We start from the raw sequence: 6,000 nt of genomic DNA on the forward strand, positions 1-6,000 counted from the left end.
CCCTTCCATACCCGCCCTGCCCCACGGGCGTACCCACCGGAAGCCTGACACATGCCCATACCTGATTACCCCCAGCCATGGCGCCAGCAGTTGGAACAGCTGTCGATCCGGCACATTCTTTTACCCAGCGGCGTGGCCGCCCCAGACCCTGCATGGTCATTGAACGAACACTTTGCCCGTGCATTGGGAACACCCAGTAACTTTCCTCAGCACCTGCAAGACGCCAGCATCCTCGCCGAACTGAATAACCGCTTAAGCACAGACGCAGCCGGGCGGTACGTTTGCCAGTTCCTCGACGCAGCCACCCCTTCGGGCCTCGACTTAGCGTTGCGTGCGAATTTTTTCAAACGCCTTAGTCAATGTGTGGTGGAGCATCTGACCCCAGGTGGGCTGGGCGCATTGCAGCCGTCGCCGAAACTTGACAGCGGCTACCGCACGGCCGACCTGGCACAACAACTGTGGGCACAGGGGCTTTGCCTCAGGCCGCAGCAAGCGTTCTATATGGCCGCCTTCCTGCTGTACGAGACGTTGCCCAGCCGCCCAAGCCCCGCCTCAGCGACCGCCCGGCCGGCGCCGCCACTGATGCTCAAGGATTACCTACGGCTCGATGAGTTGGCGGCGCAACTGTTGGGCGAGGGCACGCCGGAAGCGACCGCCTGGCAGATGTTCACGCAATTGGGCGCCGAGGTTTACTGCCTGAACCCGTTACAGCGCCGGGCACCCACCCAAAAAGAGCGCGAAGCGGGGGTGGCCGTGAATAAATATGGCGAAGCGTTCATCACCGGCGAAGCCCTGCGCCACCCTGCAGCGCACGTGCTGGAGGCGATACTGGCCTCTAATGCATTTCAACAGTGGCAACATACCTTGGTGCGGGCCGCCGAATGGTACGAAGGCGCTGAAGCCGAGCCAATGAACCGGGCGCTGGCCGAACAAGCATTGATCGATACGCTTTACCCCCCGCCTAGTCGCGAGCCCGGCTACCTGCTGGGTTTCGAGCTGTTCACCGCGCAGAACGCCCATTACCCGCTGGGCGAGATCCGCATCGACCTGTGCAACCACCTGCGGCAAACCCTGCAGTGCCGCACGGGCGTGGCGCAACTGGCCGCCTATCTATTGATGCGCCGTTTCGCCCCGGAACTACTCATAGACGACGCCCCCGAGCAGTTCTGCTACCAGCCAGACCTGCGCTGGGCCAACCTGCAGCACGGCGCCCGGTTATTGCAAGCCGAACGCCAGCCACTGACGTTCGCCGCAGCCGAACAGGCACCCGCCCGCGCCACCGGCGGCCAGCAGCAATATGCCGCCGGGCTGAACGAAACCAACCTGCTATGGGCGCAGCTCAATGGTGTGCTACCGGCCCAAGGGCCGTACACCGATGCCGCCTTGCTGCACGCCTATCGGCGTTTCCATGTAGCCTGGGCGCTGGAGCTGTTGCGGGAACTGCCCGACCGGGTTGCACAAGCCCGCCAATGGTTGCTTGAGGCTGGCATCGCCCCCGATGGCCGCGATGTGGATAACCAGCCGTATATAGAAGCCTACCTGGACGGCGAACACCACCGGCTGCCCGCCGAGCAGCGGGGCGCCCTGCAAGATGTGAACGCCTGGTTCGACGAACGCTTCGCCGCCTACACCCAGCGCGCTAAGAAGACCTACGCAGAGGTGTTCGACGTATGCCTGCAGGCAATGCACAGCACCGACCGGCAACGGCTCGAAGAGTTGCCGTGGATAGCCTATGGCGTCGCCTGGCCGCGTTATATTGGGCCAAGCACCGCGGTGCCCTCGCTGGGGTCCTCGCCAGAAGATGACTGGGCATACGACACGGCCGCCGAAGGGTTGATGATCCACGCCCAAGGCGCCAGCGCCGACTACCTCTACGAGGTGTTTCCCGAACGCTTAACGTACAGGGTGCATACCGTTACCGATAGCCGCGAACGCGAACTGCTTGCCAACCCTGCTGCGCAGGTACCGCGTTTACTGGCGTTGCCCTATGCCGACTACAACGGCACCCCGCTGCCCTGGAACGTCTCTGATTTCGCCCGCTGTACGCCGATAGTGGCCGCCCCTGCAAACCGGCGCCTGCCAACCTTGGCGCAACAGTATGCGGCCGACGTCGCGCTCGCTCACCTGGGCGCCTTGCGCATGGTGTGCAAGGGTGCAACGCTGCGGGAGATCGCCCAAGCCAAACATCTGCAGGGCAGTGTCTGGGGCTACCTGTGGCGGTTGCTCCAACGTACGTTGCCGCTGGTGGGCTGCCTGGGTGTAAGCAGCGGCGGCGACGCGGCGCACTGTGTGCTGGACATCACCGGGCCAGTGGCCGGCCTGTTCAAGGTCGGTGGCCGGATAATCCGCCCGCTGAGCAAGCTACGCAAACATCCGGCCCAGGTGTCGCCCACCGCTTACCTTGACTCGCAACGCATCGCCCGCGCCTGGGCTAACGCCCGGCTCGGGGCAGCCGCACCACTGGCCGACCAGCGCCACCTAGGCCCTCGGCGCTGGAGCAGCGAACCGGCGCTGCCGGGCCACCGGGCCCAGGCAACTCACGCCGAGGTAGACGGTACTGCCCAGTTCGTGGTTGCCGACGCCAACGGTGACCTGCGGATGCTCGACCGCCTCAATAACGCGCCTTTTGGCCCACGCCTGACCCCGTTGCAAGCCCAGGCGGAAGGCGAACCGCTGCGTTTGCTGACCACCCAGCGGCAACTGCGAAACGGCCAGGCCCCCGGCGCGCTTGAATTCACCCTGGGGCCAGACGGGTTGCCGCGGATGAGGCTGGGTGGGCAGCGCGATCCGGTGATGGTGGTGCGTGATGCGCACACCATAGACCTCATCATCGATGGCGAACCGTACCGCTTTCATAGAGGGCAAACGGGCAACCTGCTTCGGCACGTGCGGTACGAACCCTTGCTGGGCTCCGCGACTCGCGATGGCCAGCCCATCGCCACCGTTAACAGCAGCACCGGGCCAGGGCAACCCTCGATCACGCTGACCTTCGGCCTGCCGGCCAACGACACCGGCACACCGCCTTTTGGGCAATTGGTCAGCAGAGCCTTCGGGACGGTGCGCATCGAAACCGCGCCCATGCGTTTCAAAGCCCACGACCTGAATGAACACCAGTGGGCATCGGTGTTCGTTCGCGAAGGTAAGTGCTTCCACTACAGCGACGAAATCATTCCGGCCAAGGGCCGGCAACCGGCACGGCGTACCGGCAGAAAAATACCCCAGGTGCTGAGCACCGACGAAGCACCGATACGCTTGGGGGTAATCGCCCCACCGGCCTACCACCGGCAGATCATCGCCGAGTTGGTTCCCGACCTATGGTTCGGCCTGCCTGCCAACCTGTCCCTAGGGGCCGCCACCCTGGCGGCGCGCTTTTGCCCTGTGCTGCGCTTACACGGCTTGGCTAAATCCGTGTTCGACCGGCGCACATTACGGGGGGCGGTCATCGACTGGCAGGGTGAAAACTGGCTGTTCGTCGAGGCAGACCTAGGCATCCTCTACGGCACACGCTACCACGTGCCCACGTGGTTGCAGGAGCAACTGAGCGCGCTGGCCAACACGGGCCGCCCGTTATTGCAGGGCCCTGTTCCCGTTTCGACGCGGCTACAGCTCAAACGGGTGCGCGACGATAGCGCCGTCAGAGCCTATCTGGATGTGAGCGAAAGCTACCGGATCGTAGCCGGCCGCCGCCACCTGCAGCGCGACATCGATAATTTGACCGAGTTGCTACGGGACTGGCGGGATAGGGGCAAGGCATTGATGCCGGCAAACAACTCGCCATTTCTGGAATTCTTACTCAGCGCGCAAGCGCGGCTGTTACCGGAATACGCGAAAAACATCCTCACCCGTGTGGGCCCGCAAGACGCCCTCACTGGCCTGGTGCGCCAGGGCGTAGCGGGTCTGAACAAAGAAATCATCCCCGTTTGGCGCCATTTCAGGGCGTGTACGCCGGGGCAACGGCAACATATTGTTGGCGTACTCCAGCAACTACTGCCGGCTACCGGCAAGGTCGGCACGCTCTATACCCCCCTGAGCGCCGCAACCCTGGGCACCGCCCAGGGCGCTGAAACCCTGCGAAAACACCTGACCGGCGCCAACCTGGCATTCGCCTCGATCACCTTACGCGATGGCCAACGGCGGGTGTATTTTTCACTCTCCGGCGGCAAGAGCAAACGCAAGCTGGAACTTGCCAACCCACCCAGCATAGACCAACCGCGCATCGAGTACATCGACGCACGCGCCCGTATGAATGGGCAAGCCCCGGACCCACGGTTTACCGACCTGCCCGTACTCAGGCGGCCAGGCGACCTCACACCGCGCACTCACGACCGCCACCTGGATTCCGAACGGCTGATCGCAACGGTGATCAACCAGGACCTACTGGCGCAGGCTCAAGCGGTTGAGCGTATCGATGTGTTCACCCTGCTCGATGCCTGCCGCTCCTGCGGCGGTTTTGTGCTGCCGCGCCTGCGGCTGGACTACTACCGTGCGCAATTCAGCATGACCTACCTGTTGGACTACGGCCGCTAGGTAGGCGCTGGAGACGCTTTAACACCCAAGGTTCAACGGGTGTGGGTTTCACCCAGTTTGGCGCGCGAATGTTGCCGTCGGGCAAGGCGCCGTGCCGCGTCATAGCATGGCTACGGCGACAAGCGGCAACGCAGCCCTGCGGCAAAATGCACCGTCAAAATAGTGCAGCCAACTTCTGAGACACCGCACTAGCCGCTATCATGGGCACTTCATTCTGCCCTGCCGTTTTCGCGGACCCTCCCATGCCAAACGTTTCCCCTTCATCGCTTGCCATCACCGGGCGCGTGGTATCGATCGTCGTATTCACCTTCATCGGTTACCTGAACATCGGCATTCCGCTGGCGGTGCTCCCCGGTTTCGTACACACAGACCTAGGCTACGGCGCGGTGCTGGCAGGGCTGGTGATCAGCGTGCAGTACCTGGCCACGTTGGTGAGCCGGCCTTACGCAAGCAAAGTGATCGACACCCGGGGCAGTAAACAGGCAGTGATCTATGGCCTATACGGCTGCTGTGCCAGCGGCGTACTGATGCTATTGGCCGCGGCGCTCGCGCAACTGCCCGCCGCCAGCCTTACCTGCCTGTTCATTGGCCGGGTGCTACTGGGTGGTGCAGAAAGCCTGGTGGGCGCCGGTGCCATCGGCTGGGGTATCGGCCGCGTAGGTGCCCTGCACACCGCCAAGGTTATCTCCTGGAACGGCATCGCCAGCTACGGCGCGTTGGCCATCGGAGCACCGCTGGGGGTGGTGCTGGCGGGCCAACTGGGGTTGTGGAGCATGGGCGCCAGCATTGTGTTGATCAGCGTTTGCGGCATCGCCCTGGCATGGAAGCGCACGCCGGCGCCCATCGTCGTGGGCGAGCGGCTGCCGTTCATCCATGTGCTTGGCCGGGTGTTGCCCCATGGCATGGGCCTGGCCCTGGGTGGTATCGGTTTTGGCAGCATCGCCACCTTCATCACCCTTTACTACACCACCCAGCACTGGGCCAACCCGGCATTGTGCCTTACGCTGTTCGGCGCCAGCTTTATCTGCGCCCGCTTGCTGTTCGGCAACATGATCAACCGCCTCGGTGGCTTTCGCGTGGCAATCGCTTGCCTAGGGGTGGAAACCCTGGGGCTGCTGTTGCTATGGCTGGCGCCCACGGCCGACTGGGCCATGGCCGGGGCGGCCATGACTGGCTTCGGCTTTTCGTTGGTGTTCCCGGCCATCGGCGTCGAAGCCGTCAACCTGGTACCGGCCGCCAGCCGTGGCGCGGCGGTGGGGGCCTACTCGCTGTTCATCGATTTGTCGCTGGGCATGACTGGGCCCCTGGCCGGGGCAGTGGCGGCACATTTCGGTTTCGCTTCGATCTTTTTGTTCGCCGCATTGGGCTCGGCATCGGGGCTGGGGCTATGCGTTTGGCTTTATCGACAACGGCAGGGGCAGTTGGCTGACCGCTGAGCCTGGGTGGGGGCACAAAGCCGCGCTCGCTGGGTGG

The 6,000-nt window shown here is 63.8% G+C and carries 2 protein-coding genes; both read left to right on the forward strand.

The genetic code is table 11. From position 1 onward, the window contains the following. Positions 1–51 precede the first annotated feature (51 nt). On the forward strand, positions 52–4,527 hold the full coding sequence (locus HAQ05_RS10925) for a deaminase domain-containing protein (protein ID WP_190420317.1): 4,476 nt from the start codon (positions 52–54) through the stop codon (positions 4,525–4,527). A 242-nt stretch (positions 4,528–4,769) separates the two neighbouring features. Further along, positions 4,770–5,963 (forward strand): MFS transporter, encoded by a 1,194-nt coding sequence (locus HAQ05_RS10930; RefSeq protein ID WP_190420319.1) that lies wholly within the window; start codon positions 4,770–4,772, stop codon positions 5,961–5,963. Positions 5,964–6,000 lie beyond the last annotated feature (37 nt).

Origin of the sequence: Pseudomonas typographi (assembly GCF_014694385.1) — a bacterium.
GTDB lineage: Bacteria > Pseudomonadota > Gammaproteobacteria > Pseudomonadales > Pseudomonadaceae > Aquipseudomonas > Aquipseudomonas typographi.